The following is an 11,600-nucleotide window of genomic DNA, read 5'->3' as shown; positions in this document are numbered from 1 at the left end:
CATCTGCGCGAGTGAGCGCTGCACCGTTTTGCCGTGGGGTTCGAGCATATTGTGCTCTACGACAACAGCAGCGCCGTGCCCGCGGCGCGGCCGCCGGCGGATCTGGCCGCAGCCGGTCTGTTGACGGTCATTGACTTTCCCCGGCGCGAAGCTCCGCAGTTGTCGGCCTACTACCATTGCCTGCGTCAGTGGAAAACACACAGCCGTTGGCTGGCTTTTATTGATATTGACGAATTCGTGCTGCCCCTGGCCCGCCGGGATGTGCGGGATCTGCCGGAAGCCTGTGAGGCCTGGGCCGGTCTGGCGGCGCGCTGGATGGTCTTTAGCTCCGGCGGCCATTTGCGCAGCTACACCAACGGCGTTTGTCTGCGTCATCACGTCAAAAGTCTGGTGCGGCCCCAATGGGCACTCAAGCCTCTGCCGCCGCAGCACTTTGCCTGTGCCGAGGGGCGTTTTTGCGTCAACGAGGACCGCGTCCCGTACTGGGAGCCTCTTCCTATCCCGTGGCGGGAAAAATCCGCATCAATCATTATTTTTATACATCACAGCAGGATGTTGAGGAAAAGGTTCAACGCGGCCTGGCTACCGCCGTATACGGGAGCGATGGCTGGACCCTGGGGGATTTTTACCGGCAGAGCAGCCGGACAGGTACGCCTGATACGGCCATTGCGCCTTTTCCGCCCGTGCGGAAGACGTTCAGCCGCATGCCGCCTGAAGAATCGCCGCCGTGGTCACGCGGGATTGCGCGGCCCGCCCTGAAGAGGAAATCGCGGCCGTCACGGCCCTGGCGCAATCCGGCGACATGGCGCGGGCCTTCCGGCGCTATGCCCGGTTGTGCCGCTATCAGGCCACGCCCCTGACCCTGATGCTGGGAGCCAATCTGCATTTTATGCGGGATGAGACGGAAAAAGGACCGGAACTGCCGGGCGCGGCCCTGTTCGCGGCACGGGAGGACGCGGCGCTTCAGGCCTGGCTGTATGAAGAGATCGGGCGCTGTTATACCCGACTGTGCAAAACGGAGACGGCGGAGGCGTTAAAGCGCTTTCTGCATGATGTCGGTCGGCGCTGACCGGCAGGCGCGGGCGGGCTGGCCGTTCCGGTTCCGGTCGCGGTACTGACGGCGCTTGTCCGCATACATGCGTTTGTCGGCAAGGCGGGCCATCTCGGAAGGGCTGGTCCCGCTTTTTTTCCAGACGCTGCCCAGAGCCAGGGCCGCCGGGTACAGGTTTTCGGCCTCGGCGCGCATGGCGCGGACCTTCTTTTTGAAGAGATGCGCGGAGATGCCCCGGCAGACGATGACGAACTCATCGCCGCCGATGCGGAAAACCTCATCTTTTCTGAAATGTCGGGTGAAAACTTCACCCATGCTTTTGAGAAAGATATCCCCCGCCATATGCCCCTCGCGGTCATTAAGCGATTTCAGTCCGTTGAGGTCCACAAAGGCAACGCCTGTCTCGGCATTTTCCGCGTTTTCCAACTCGCTCAGAAGCCGCATATAACTGTGGCGGTTGCCCAGCCCGGTGAGGCTGTCATGCCGGCTCAGGAACAGAATGTTGCTTTCCATGCGCTGTTTTTGCTGTTCCATGGTCACAAAATAGGACAGCGACCAGAGCAGGGAAAGATCTTCCCCCATGTGCCGGGGGTTGTCCACGCCGATGAAGCCGGTGGCGACGCCGTCCACGTTCAGCTGTGCGATCATCAGATTTTTGATTTCCTGCATCTTCAGGATGTCGTAAGTCTGCGGGTGGCTCTCTTTGATTAGTTCAAGATCCCGGATAGCGATGCTTTGCTCGGGACCGAAAAATGTTTTCCAGTCGGGGAGAAGGTCCAGGGACAGATTTTGCAGATTGTCTATCTGCGGTTTGATGTTCTCGGCGCACCATTCATGGGTGTTGCTGCAAAAGAGCGTGCCGGATTCGTCGTCCGCATACTCGAAGATATAGGCCCGGTCGGCCTTATGAATCGACCCGAGCATGCGCAGAATAATGTTGATGGCTTCGTTGAAGGTCGGGGCGGCATAGAAGATACGCAGGCAATCCACCAGGGCGTGCTGCATTTCCAGCTTGTTTCGGACGGCACGGCTGGTGTTCTCTTTGTCCGTGATATCCACGGCGACTTCCAGACGCGCTTGACGCCCCTTCCACTCAATGAGTTTGTCTTTGAGCAGATAGTTTCGGCCGGTGAACTCGTTAAAATGCTCCCAGGTGTGGAATTCTTCGCTGCTGAGCAGATGATTGGTGCAAAATTCACAAGGTGCCTCCCTGCCCTGAAAGAGGCGGTAGCACTTATGCCCCCTGACGTCGCGCAGATTCAGCAACCTTTTGCCGAAGTTATTGACATAGAGTACATCGTACGTCCGAGGATCGCTGATGTAAATGAACGAATCCGTTTCATTGACGATGATGGATTCGGCCAGGCTCTCGTCGCCCAAGGTGTCGTCGCGGTGTTCTGAAGACATGGCGCGTCCTCTATTACCCCCCGGCCCGTTTCAGGCCGTCCTGGGCGGCCGGGAAATCGGGACGCAGCTGCAGGGCCAGTTTGAAGAACTGGGCCGCGCGCTCGCGATCCTTGGACTGGAGGAAGACCGCTCCGAAATTATAGGCGATATTGGGGCTGGCGCCTGGGATTTCCGGATTGAGGTCCACGGCTTTCAGCAAATTGGCCTTGGCCTGCAAAAAGTCTCCGCCTTCGGCGAAAGCCATGCCCACATTATAATAGAGATTCTCATCCTCGGGCGCGATCTTGATGGCGCGCTTGTATTCAGTGATGGCGTCCTTCCAGCGGCCCTGCTTGCGCAGGCTGATGCCCAGCTGGTTGAAGAGCATGATGTCGCCCTTGGAGAGATATTTGCCCTTGACTTCCAAGCTGTTGCGCAGAAATTTCTCGGCCTTGGCCGGATCGCGGTCGGCATAGATGGAGGCGATGCGGCCGGAGAGGGCGCTGATGCCGTCCATGGCCTCCTTGGTGATTTGGGCCATGGCCTTGTCGAAGAGTTCTTCGGCCTTTTCCGGTTCGCCCATGGCCAGGTGGATTTCCCCAAGGCTTACCTTGCGGTTGACGTTGAGCGGCGAGATGGAGTCAAGTTTTTGCAGATAGCGCAACTGGGATTGCTGATCGCCCAGTTCCTCATACATTTCGGCCAGCCGTTGCAGCGGCGCAAGGTAGAGGTCGGCGGATTTGGCCGCTGTTTCATAGGCGATGCGCGCTTTTTCATAATCCTTCATGGCACGCTGGGTATCGCCGATAACCAGGTAAGCCGCGGCGCTGCCGGGCTTGAGCGCCAGGATCTTCTGGCAGGCCGCCAGAGCCTCGGCGTATTTCTGGCGGGCCAGAAAAGCCTTGGCCAAGTCGATGGCCTGACCGAGTTTGCTCTGCGGCTTGAGGGTGAAGGCCATTTTTTCGATCAGCGTATTCACGGATACCGGTTTGGCGATGAAATTGTCCGCGCCCACTTCGTGCAAAAGCATGAGCCGGTCGCGCTGAACGTCGGTGGTCAGGATGATGATCCGCAATTTGTTGTAGGCCTGCTTGATCTGATTGACCAGAAAGCTGAGATCCTGGCCGCCCATAATCCGCTCCAGAAACAGCATCGGAGCCGGATGCTTGGGGGTCACTTCACGCAGCACGCGCAGCAACTGATGCGGGTCGGACAGGGCCGTGAGCATATTGGGGGAGGAGAGTCCCATTTCTTTGGCCAGGGTCAGGCGCAGTTGGGTGGAGAAAGCCTGGTCGTCGCTGAGTACGATGACGTGGCCGTCCTCCTTGTTCATATAGTGGATGACAGTATCTTCATACAGATTCTGCTTGGCCTTGAGGGCCGGATCAATAGGCATGGATGGCTCCTGCTGTCGCGGACAAAACGACCGCTGGTTGTCTGAAAAAGCATGCCGAACAGATCGAAAAGTATAATTTCCCGCTCTGCCAAGCGTTGCGCAACACGTCTGAACTGCCGCGCTTCGTTAGGATGAAAGCCGGGCGCGGAAAAGGCGTGGGACGCAAACACACGGCATAGTTTATCTGATGCATGTAGGCCCGGCCGCCCCGCCTTGTCAAGCGGGCGGCACGGTGCGGCGGAGCATGGGCGGCAGCCGCGCGGTCAACTGAATTTTTTTATGGAAAAGCCTTGACGCCGGGGCGGGTTTTGGCTAAACAAGACGTCGCTTCAACGGGTTTTTCCCGGAGAAGCATTCCCTGGACGGCAGGGAAGGACAGGTTGAGCCTGTCCTGCTGCGCCCGGAAGCGGTTCGGATGCCATTATGGCTCCATCGCCGCCACGGGTTTTGACATTCGCAGGCGTTACCAAATGCCGGACAATGTCGAGCCGTTCCAGCCCGAGGACGGACCCCACCGAGGCCAGCAGGCCGGAGTGACCCGGGGCTGTAAGGTATTGGGGGTAAACCCCATTTGGTGACCCTGCGGGACCGCCGCGCCGCCGTTTTCATCGGCGGCCAGGCCTGGGCTGCGCCGGGGAGCATCACGCGGATGATGCCGGAACGCCCAGGCGTCCATTATCTTCCGAATTCCTGATTTCAGGCGTGATGCGCGCGACTCGCGCAGCCCCTTACGTAGTCTTGTTCCGTCCGTCGCCAGGGTGTGGTGGCCTTCGGGCCGTGCTTCATGGCCCGCGTATGCTGTGAAGGAGCCCGCCGGGGCCGTGTGGCCGCGCGGGATGTTTTTGCAAACGGAGTAGGCACAATGACAACTGTTAGCAGCGATCGCATTCGGATCAAGCTCAAAGCCTACGATTACCGCATTCTGGACAAGGCCGTTGCGGAAATCGTGGATACGGCGCGCAATACCGGTGCCGGTGTGGCGGGACCCATCCCCCTGCCCACCAACATCCATAAGTACACCATTCAGCGCTCCGTGCACGTGGACAAAAAGTCCCGTGAGCAGTTTGAAATGCGCATTCACAAGCGGCTTATGGATATTCTGGAACCCACGCAGCAGACCGTCGACGCGCTGGGCAAGCTCTCCTTGCCCGCCGGTGTGGACGTGGAAATCAAGCTCTAGCGAGAGGCAGTCATGGCTGAGAAAATGGGAATTTTGGGTCGCAAACTTGGCATGACCCGCATCTTCGCCGGTGACGGCGCCGCCGTGGCCGTGACGGTCATTGAGGCCGGGCCCTGCCCCGTCACCCAGGTCAAAACCGTGGAAAAGGACGGCTACAACGCCCTGCAGATCGCGCTGACCGAAGCCAAGGAAAAGCACGTGGACAAAGCCATGCGCGGCCATTTCGCCAAGGCCGGCACCGGGCTTTTCCGCCACACGCGTGAAATCCGGCTTTCGGGCGCGCCCGAGCAGCAGCCCGGCCAGCAGCTCACCGTGGACATCTTCGCCGCCGGCGATGTTGTCAAGGTGACCGGCAAGAGCATGGGCAAGGGCTACCAGGGCCGTATGCGCCGCTGGAACTTCGCCGGCTCCAAGGATACGCACGGCTGCGAAAAGGTGCACCGCAACAACGGTTCGGTAGGCAACAACACCTTCCCCGGCCACGTCTTCAAAGGACGTAAGATGGCGGGCCATTGGGGCAATGAAACCGTGACGGAAATGGGCCTTCTGATCGTCGGCGTGCGTCCCGAGGACAACGTCATTCTGGTCAAAGGTTCCGTGCCCGGCCCCAAGAACGGGCTGGTGCTGATCCGCAAGCAGTAGGGGAAGCAACATGGCTACCGTGAAAGTATACGACCAGAACAAGCAGGAAAGCGGCGAAGTGACGTTGGCTTCCGAGGTGTTCGAAATCGAGGTGAGGCCCGAAATCCTCAATCTCGTGGTGCGCGCCCAGATGGCGGCCAAACGCGCCGGCACGCACAATGCCAAGACCCGCGCGTTCGTCTCCGGCGGCGGCGTCAAGCCCTGGAAGCAGAAGGGCACCGGCCGGGCCCGCTCCGGCTCCAACCGTTCGCCCATCTGGCGCGGCGGCGCCATCATCTTCGGGCCCAGCCCGCGCGACTATGGCTTCAAGGTCAACAGCAAAGTGCGTGCCCTGGCTCTCAAGATGGCTCTGTCGAGCCGTCTGGCCGGTGAAAGCCTGCTGGTGGTCAAGGGCATCGATCTGCCTGAAGCCAAGACCAAACATTTTGCCAAGGTGGCCGGTGCCCTTGGCCTCGGCAAGGCGCTCATCGTGACGCCCGAGGACAATGAGACGCTGAGCCGCTCGGCCCGCAACATCCCCGGCCTGACCCTGACCACGCCCGATCGCCTGAGCGTGCTGGACGTGCTCAAGCACAAGCAGCTTGTGCTTCTGGAAGGGGCCGTGGAGCCTGTGCAGGCGCGTTTCGCCAAGAAGGGGGCCTAAGATGGAAACGACGTACGTTCTGCTCAAGCCCCTGCTGACGGAAAAAACGACGCTGCTCAAGGATGAGGCGCAACAGGTGGCTTTTTATGTCCACCCCAGGGCCAACAAGCTTGAGATCAAGCAGGCTGTGGAAAAGGCTTTTGATGTGAAAGTGGAAGCGGTCAACGTGGTGCGCCGCGCGCCTTCCGTGAGGGAGCGCCAGGGCCGCGTGGTGGGCCGCAAGCCCGGCTGGAAGAAAGCGTATGTGACGCTGCGCCAGGGCGATAAAATCGAGTTCTTCGAGGGAGTGTAATCATGGCTGTCCGCAAGCTGAAACCGACCTCCGCGGGGCGTCGCTTCCAGACGGTTTCCGACTTTGAGGAAATCACCCGGACGCGCCCTGAGAAGTCGCTCACCGAAGGTCTGCCCAAGAAGGCCGGCCGCAACAATCGTGGCCGCGTCACCAGCCGTCGTCGCGGCGGCGGCGTGAAGCGCCTGTACCGTCTCATCGACTTCAAGCGGGACAAGACCGGCATTGAGGCCACCGTGGCGCAGATTGAATACGATCCCAACCGCACGGCCCGCATTGCGCTGCTGCACTATGCGGACGGCGAAAAGCGCTACATCCTCGCCCCCGTGGGCCTGAACCAGGGCGACGTGGTCATGAGCGGCGTCAACGCCCGCAACGGCGAAACGGCCGACATCAAGCCCGGCAACGCGCTGGAAATGGCCCGCATTCCCGTGGGTACCGTGATTCATAACGTGGAGCTCTACCCCGGCAAGGGCGGCCAGCTCTGCCGTGCCGCGGGCACCTATGCCCAGCTTGTGGCCAAGGAAGGCAAATACGCCCTGCTGCGCCTGCCCTCGGGCGAAGTGCGCAAGGTGTTGGCCTCCTGCGTGGCCACCGTGGGCCAGGTGGGCAACATCCACCACGAAAACATCTCGCTGGGCAAAGCCGGCCGCAACCGCTGGCTGGGTCGTCGTCCCCAGGTGCGCGGCGTGGCCATGAACCCCATCGACCACCCGTTGGGCGGCGGTGAAGGCAGAAGCTCCGGCGGCCGTCATCCCGTGTCGCCGTGGGGCATGCCCGCCAAGGGGTACAAGACCCGTGACAAGAAGAAGGCCTCTTCCCGGCTGATCATCAAACGCCGCGGCCAGAAGTAGGAGTAGCTCATGCCGAGATCATTGAAAAAAGGGCCGTTCGTGGACGGCCATTTGATGAAGAAGGTCGACAGCGCGGTGGCCAACAGCGATCGCCGCGTGCTCAAGACCTGGTCGCGCCGCTCGACCATCCTGCCGGAAATGGTGGGGCTGACCTTCGCGGTGCATAATGGCAAGAAGTTCGTGCCGGTGTTTGTCACCGAAAACATGGTGGGTCACAAGCTGGGTGAGTTCTCGCCCACCCGTACCTTCCACGGGCACGCTGCCGATAAAAAGGCCAAGGCCGGCAAGAAGTAGGGTAGAACTATGGAATCGAAAGCTATTGCGAAATTCCAGCGCGTTTCGCCGCGCAAGACCCGGCTTGTGGCTAAAAACGTGCAGGGCCTCGGGGTTGAGGAAGCCATGAATCTTCTGCGCTTCACCCCCAACAAGCCTGCGGGCGTGCTCTTCGGCGTGCTCAAAAGCGCGTTGGCCAATGCCTCGCAGCTGGGCGGCGTGGATGTGGATGCCATGGTGGTGAAGGAAATCGTGGTCAACGAAGGCCCTTCGTGGAAGCGCTTCATGCCCCGCGCTCAGGGCCGGGCCAGCAAGATTCACAAGCGCACCAGCCACATCACCGTCATACTCGCAGAAGGGCAGGAATAGGCTATGGGTCAGAAAGTACATCCGTTCGGCTTCCGGCTTGGGTATAACAAGAACTGGCAGTCCCGCTGGTTCAGCAAGAAGGAATATCCTGCCTTTGTCTACGAAGACAGCAAGATCCGCGCATTCGTCAAAAAGCTCCTTTACCATGCGGGGCTGTCCAAGATCGAGATTGAACGCGCGGGCGGCAAGGTGCGCCTGATTCTTTCCACGGCCCGTCCCGGCATCGTCATCGGGCGCAAGGGCGTGGAAATTGAAAAGCTGCGTGGGGATCTGCGCCAGAAGTTCGGGCGCGAGTTTTCCCTGGAAGTGAATGAAATCCGCCGCCCCGAAGTGGACGCCCAGCTCGTGGCCGAGAACATCGCCCAGCAGTTGGAGCGCCGCGTGGCCTTCCGGCGCGCCATGAAGCGCACCGTGTCCATGGCCCGCAAGTTCGGCGGCGAAGGCATCAAGGTGACGTGCGCCGGCCGTCTGGCCGGAGCGGAAATCGCCCGTACCGAATGGTATCGCGACGGTCGCGTGCCCTTGCAGACCCTGCGCGCCGACATTGACTTCGGCTTTGCCGAGGCGCGTACCACCTATGGCATCATCGGTGTCAAGGTGTGGATCTACAAGGGTGAAATCCTTGACAAAGAGGTTGAACAATAATGCTTGCGCCCAAAAAAGTTAAATTCCGCAAGTGGCAGAAAGGCCGTTTGCGCGGGCTGGCTACGCGCGGCGCCTCCATTGCCTTCGGCGACATCGGCCTGAAGGCCGTGCAGCACGGACATCTGTCCAGCCAGCAGATTGAGGCCGCCCGTATCGCCATGATGCGTCACATCAAGCGCGGCGGCAAAGTCTGGATCCGCGTTTTTCCGGACCGTCCGGTCACCGCCAAGCCTCTGGAAACCCGCCAGGGTTCCGGCAAGGGCGCGCCGGTGGGCTGGTGCGCGCCGGTCAAGCCCGGCCGCGTGCTGTATGAAATCAAGGGCGTCAGCCTGGAGCTGGCCCGCGAAGCCTTGACCCGCGCGGCGCACAAGCTGCCTGTCAAGACCGTCATCGTGGTGAGGGAGGGCTTCTAATGGCTGCCAAGAAAAAAAGCGACAAGGCTGTCCGGGACGCCGCCGCCAAGCTGCGCGATATGAGCGCGGAAGAACTGCGCGGCAAGCTGGCCGAGCAGCGGCAGGAACTGATGAACGCCCGCTTCAAGCACGCCGCGGCGCAGCTTGAAAAGACTTCCGAGCTGAAAGCCATGCGGAAGCAGGTGGCGCGCATTGAGACCGTGTTGAACGAAAAGGAACAGAGGGCCTGAAAATGCAAGCTCTGGAAGAACGCAAGGGCAGAACGCTGACCGGCATTGTGGTGAGCGACAAGAACGACAAAACCATTGTCGTGCGCGTTGAGACCCTGGTCAAGCACCCTCTGCTCAAAAAGTATGTGAGGCGCCGCAAGAAGTTCACGGCTCATGATCCCATGAACGAATGCGGTATGGGCGACAAGGTCAAAATCGTGGAGTTCCGTCCCATGTCGCGCAACAAGCGCTGGCATCTGGTCTCCATCATTGAAAAAGCCGTGTAGGGTAGTGCCATGATCCAGGTAGAATCAACGCTTCAGGTGGCCGACAATTCCGGCGCCAAAAAGGTGGCCTGCATCAAGGTGCTGGGCGGTTCGCACCGCCGTTACGCCTCGGTGGGCGACATCATCATGGTTTCCGTCAAGGAAGCCATGCCCCACAGCAAGGTGAAGAAGGGCGACGTGATGAAGGCTGTTATCGTGCGCACCGCCAAGGAAGTGCGGCGCATGGACGGCAGCTACATCAAGTTCGACGGCAACGCCGCCGTGCTGCTCTCCAACCAGGGCGAGCCGGTGGGCACGCGTATCTTCGGCCCCGTGGCCCGTGAGCTGCGCGCCCAGAACTTCATGAAAATTATTTCCCTTGCCCCGGAAGTGCTTTAGGAGATCGTCATGAAAACGTATCGCATCCGCAAGGACGACAAGGTGATGGTGATCACCGGCAAGGACGCGGGCAAGATCGGCAAGGTGCTCAAGATCCTGCGCAAAAAGGATCGCGTGTTGGTGGAAAAGACCAATATGGTCAAGCGCCACATGCGCCCCAATCCCTATGCCCAGCAGCCCGGCGGCATCGTGGAAAAGGAAATGCCCATCCATGTCTCCAACGTCATGGTGGTCTGCTCGGCGTGCGGCAAAGCCACCAAGGTGGGCTACAAGTACATCGAGTCCGAAGGCAAGCAAAAGAAAGTGCGCTTCTGCAAAAAGTGCAACGAAGTCATGGAATAAGGTGATACGATGACACGCCTTGAAAAGATATATAGAGAGAAAGTTGTTCCGGTATTGCAGAAGGAGTTCAACTATACCTCCTCCATGCAGCTGCCCGGGATTGAAAAAATCTCTCTGAACATCGGCCTTGGCGCCGCCACCCAGAACAACAAGATCATGGAAGAGGCCGTGGCGGAACTGACCGCCATTGCTGGCCAGAAAGCTGTGGTGACCCGCGCCAAGAAATCCATTGCCGCTTTCAAGCTGCGCGAAGGCATGCCCATCGGCGCCCGCGTCACCCTGCGCAAGGACCGCATGTGGGACTTTCTGGACAAGCTCATGAACTTTGCCCTGCCCCGGGTGCGCGACTTCCGCGGCATTCCGGATCGCGGCTTTGACGGGCGCGGCAACTTCACCTTGGGCATCAAGGAACACACCATCTTTCCCGAGCTGGAAATCGACCGTGTGGAAAATCCCAAGGGCATGAACATCACCATTGTCACTTCGGCGGCCACGGACAAGGAAGGCAAGTTCCTTCTGGACCAGTTGGGCATGCCGTTCCGTAAATAGGAGTCTGCCGTATGTCCCGTACTTCGCTGGAAGTGAAGGCCAAACGTAAGCCCAAGTTCAGTGCGCGCGCGTACAACCGTTGCCCGCTGTGCGGTCGTTCCCGCGCCTTTTTGCGCCAGTTCGGCATCTGCCGTATCTGCTTCCGCAACATGGCCCTGCGCGGCGAGTTGCCCGGCGTGCGCAAGTCGAGCTGGTAAAAACATTGCCGGACGCGGGTGCGTCCGGGCGGCGCGGTGTGATCCGCGTCGGTGGGAAGTGGCGGCATAGGGCCGTTAACCCCGCGCCCAAAACTCTCAGGAGCTTTCGATGTTGACAGATCCCATTGCGGATATGCTGACCCGTATCCGCAACGCACATTTGGCCCTGCACAAGGAAGTGAATGTGCCGCGCTCGAAGATGAAGGAATCGTTAGCCGCCATCCTCAAGCAGGAAGGTTACGTCGAAGACGTGGCCGTGGCCGACAGTACCATCACCATCACTCTCAAGTACCTGAAGGGCAAGCCCGTCATTTCGGGCCTGAAGCGCGTGAGCACTCCGGGCCGCCGGGTGTACGTGAATTCGCGTCAGATCCCCAAGGTGCAGAACGGCCTCGGCATTTGCATCCTGTCCACGTCCAGCGGCGTGCTGGACGGCATGACCGCCCACGAGAAGAAGGTGGGCGGCGAACTTCTGTGTGAAATCTGGTAGGCGGTGC

The 11,600-nt window shown here is 60.1% G+C and carries 20 protein-coding genes; 18 read left to right on the top strand and 2 right to left on the bottom strand.

Features of this window, described 5'->3' with window-relative positions:
- The first annotated feature begins 51 nt into the window (after positions 1-51).
- Both KH208_RS07375 and KH208_RS07370 read left to right on the top strand, forming a co-directional pair.
- A complete protein-coding gene (locus KH208_RS07375) occupies positions 52-759 on the top strand; it encodes a glycosyltransferase family 92 protein (RefSeq protein WP_291435148.1) in 708 nt (235 codons plus the stop codon).
- The gene (locus tag KH208_RS07370; protein ID WP_291435147.1) at positions 728-1,069 is read left to right on the top strand and encodes a hypothetical protein; all 342 of its coding nucleotides are present in this window, start codon (positions 728-730) and stop codon (positions 1,067-1,069) included. The genes KH208_RS07375 and KH208_RS07370 overlap by 32 nt, the downstream gene beginning before the upstream one ends.
- On the opposite strand, the gene KH208_RS07365 is transcribed toward KH208_RS07370, so the two are convergent.
- Both KH208_RS07365 and KH208_RS07360 read right to left on the bottom strand, forming a co-directional pair.
- Positions 1,034-2,458 carry a GGDEF domain-containing protein gene (locus tag KH208_RS07365; RefSeq protein WP_291435146.1) on the bottom strand — a complete coding sequence of 475 codons (1,425 nt, stop codon included), beginning with the start codon at positions 2,456-2,458 and terminating at the stop codon, positions 1,034-1,036. The two genes, KH208_RS07370 and KH208_RS07365, sit on opposite strands and share 36 nt — an antisense overlap.
- A gap of 13 nt (positions 2,459-2,471) precedes the next feature.
- Complete coding sequence (locus KH208_RS07360; protein ID WP_291435145.1) at positions 2,472-3,833, bottom strand: response regulator; 1,362 nt, start codon at positions 3,831-3,833, stop codon at positions 2,472-2,474.
- Positions 3,834-4,695: 862 nt separating this feature from the next.
- Between KH208_RS07360 and rpsJ the strand changes: the two genes are divergently transcribed.
- The 16 genes from rpsJ to rpsH all read left to right on the top strand — a co-directional run bounded on the left by rpsJ (position 4,696) and on the right by rpsH (position 11,593).
- Positions 4,696-5,013, top strand: a complete 318-nt coding sequence (gene rpsJ, locus KH208_RS07355) for a 30S ribosomal protein S10 (RefSeq protein WP_006008400.1) — start codon at positions 4,696-4,698, stop codon at positions 5,011-5,013.
- A 12-nt stretch (positions 5,014-5,025) separates the two neighbouring features.
- Positions 5,026-5,655: a 50S ribosomal protein L3 gene (rplC, locus tag KH208_RS07350; RefSeq protein WP_062253005.1), complete on the top strand. Its 630-nt coding sequence runs from the start codon at positions 5,026-5,028 to the stop codon at positions 5,653-5,655.
- A gap of 10 nt (positions 5,656-5,665) precedes the next feature.
- Positions 5,666-6,298, top strand: a complete 633-nt coding sequence (gene rplD, locus KH208_RS07345) for a 50S ribosomal protein L4 (protein WP_291435144.1) — start codon at positions 5,666-5,668, stop codon at positions 6,296-6,298.
- A 1-nt stretch (position 6,299) separates the two neighbouring features.
- Positions 6,300-6,590: a 50S ribosomal protein L23 gene (rplW, locus tag KH208_RS07340; RefSeq protein ID WP_291435143.1), complete on the top strand. Its 291-nt coding sequence runs from the start codon at positions 6,300-6,302 to the stop codon at positions 6,588-6,590.
- A gap of 2 nt (positions 6,591-6,592) precedes the next feature.
- The gene (gene rplB, locus KH208_RS07335) at positions 6,593-7,441 is read left to right on the top strand and encodes a 50S ribosomal protein L2 (protein WP_291435142.1); all 849 of its coding nucleotides are present in this window, start codon (positions 6,593-6,595) and stop codon (positions 7,439-7,441) included.
- 9 nt (positions 7,442-7,450) lie between these two features.
- Complete coding sequence (rpsS, locus tag KH208_RS07330) at positions 7,451-7,735, top strand: 30S ribosomal protein S19 (protein WP_022656149.1); 285 nt, start codon at positions 7,451-7,453, stop codon at positions 7,733-7,735.
- Positions 7,736-7,744: 9 nt separating this feature from the next.
- Positions 7,745-8,083: a 50S ribosomal protein L22 gene (rplV, locus tag KH208_RS07325; protein ID WP_008685838.1), complete on the top strand. Its 339-nt coding sequence runs from the start codon at positions 7,745-7,747 to the stop codon at positions 8,081-8,083.
- Between the two features lie 3 nt (positions 8,084-8,086).
- Positions 8,087-8,728, top strand: a complete 642-nt coding sequence (gene rpsC, locus KH208_RS07320) for a 30S ribosomal protein S3 (RefSeq protein WP_008685837.1) — start codon at positions 8,087-8,089, stop codon at positions 8,726-8,728.
- The gene (gene rplP, locus KH208_RS07315) at positions 8,728-9,141 is read left to right on the top strand and encodes a 50S ribosomal protein L16 (protein WP_154509367.1); all 414 of its coding nucleotides are present in this window, start codon (positions 8,728-8,730) and stop codon (positions 9,139-9,141) included. Before rpsC ends, rplP begins: the two co-directional genes overlap by 1 nt.
- Positions 9,141-9,371, top strand: coding sequence for a 50S ribosomal protein L29 (gene rpmC / locus KH208_RS07310; protein WP_291435136.1), 231 nt, complete (start codon positions 9,141-9,143; stop codon positions 9,369-9,371). The genes rplP and rpmC overlap by 1 nt, the downstream gene beginning before the upstream one ends.
- 2 nt (positions 9,372-9,373) lie before the next feature.
- The gene (gene rpsQ, locus KH208_RS07305) at positions 9,374-9,637 is read left to right on the top strand and encodes a 30S ribosomal protein S17 (protein WP_008685834.1); all 264 of its coding nucleotides are present in this window, start codon (positions 9,374-9,376) and stop codon (positions 9,635-9,637) included.
- Positions 9,638-9,646: 9 nt separating this feature from the next.
- Positions 9,647-10,015: a 50S ribosomal protein L14 gene (gene rplN / locus KH208_RS07300; protein WP_008685833.1), complete on the top strand. Its 369-nt coding sequence runs from the start codon at positions 9,647-9,649 to the stop codon at positions 10,013-10,015.
- 9 nt (positions 10,016-10,024) lie between these two features.
- Complete coding sequence (gene rplX, locus KH208_RS07295) at positions 10,025-10,357, top strand: 50S ribosomal protein L24 (protein ID WP_291435135.1); 333 nt, start codon at positions 10,025-10,027, stop codon at positions 10,355-10,357.
- A gap of 9 nt (positions 10,358-10,366) precedes the next feature.
- Positions 10,367-10,906 carry a 50S ribosomal protein L5 gene (gene rplE, locus KH208_RS07290; RefSeq protein ID WP_008685831.1) on the top strand — a complete coding sequence of 180 codons (540 nt, stop codon included), beginning with the start codon at positions 10,367-10,369 and terminating at the stop codon, positions 10,904-10,906.
- Between the two features lie 11 nt (positions 10,907-10,917).
- Positions 10,918-11,103 carry a type Z 30S ribosomal protein S14 gene (locus KH208_RS07285; protein ID WP_008685830.1) on the top strand — a complete coding sequence of 62 codons (186 nt, stop codon included), beginning with the start codon at positions 10,918-10,920 and terminating at the stop codon, positions 11,101-11,103.
- Between the two features lie 109 nt (positions 11,104-11,212).
- Positions 11,213-11,593, top strand: a complete 381-nt coding sequence (rpsH, locus tag KH208_RS07280; protein ID WP_008685829.1) for a 30S ribosomal protein S8 — start codon at positions 11,213-11,215, stop codon at positions 11,591-11,593.
- Positions 11,594-11,600 lie beyond the last annotated feature (7 nt).

The organism is Desulfovibrio sp., assembly GCF_018379785.1.
Taxonomy (GTDB): domain Bacteria; phylum Desulfobacterota; class Desulfovibrionia; order Desulfovibrionales; family Desulfovibrionaceae; genus Desulfovibrio.
This window is presented reverse-complemented; position numbering and strand designations above follow the sequence as displayed.